The sequence below is a fragment of the Vibrio sp. 2130-1 genome, from assembly GCF_033339515.1.
In genome coordinates this window covers 1-590 of sequence record NZ_JAWOUT010000495.1, presented here as the reverse complement: position 1 = coordinate 590, position 590 = coordinate 1, and the positions used below count along the sequence as shown (strand labels likewise).

Here is a 590-nt window from a genome sequence, read left to right as displayed (position 1 = left end):
GTTGAAGCTGCACCACAAGAAGAGTGGAAAAAGCACTTCATCCATACCGGTGAACTAGGCAGTGCTGAGTTTGCATCAGTAATGAACCACACAACTGCTGCAATGAAGTCAGTGTTTGAACAAGTTAACGCACCATACTCAGGTATGGAGCCTAAAGCGTTAGAAGATGCGATCAACGCGGTTGACCTAGACAACAAAAATGCGCCACTTAAATCCGTAATCGATGATGCGGCAGAGCTGGTGGCAAAGAACGCTATCTTCACTCAACACCCTGATTGTATCGCGCATTTGCATACGCCTCCTTTAATGCCGGCTGTTGCAGCAGAGGCGATGATTGCAGCACTGAACCAATCAATGGATTCATGGGACCAAGCATCTTCTGCAACTTACGTTGAGCAAAAAGTGGTCAATTGGTTGTGCGACAAGTACGACTTAGGCGAAAAAGCCGATGGTATTTTCACTAGCGGTGGAACTCAAAGTAACCAAATGGGTTTGATGCTGGCACGTGATTGGATCGCAGATACGCTAAGTGGTCACTCAATCCAGAAGTTAGGTCTGCCTGACTACGCTGACAAACTTCGCATCGTATG

The 590-nt window shown here is 46.9% G+C and carries 1 protein-coding gene; it reads left to right on the top strand.

Annotated elements, in window-relative coordinates:
• Nucleotides 1-590: pyridoxal-dependent decarboxylase (locus tag R7Q09_RS27030; protein ID WP_318144064.1), on the top strand; the 590-nt coding region annotated here is incomplete at both ends.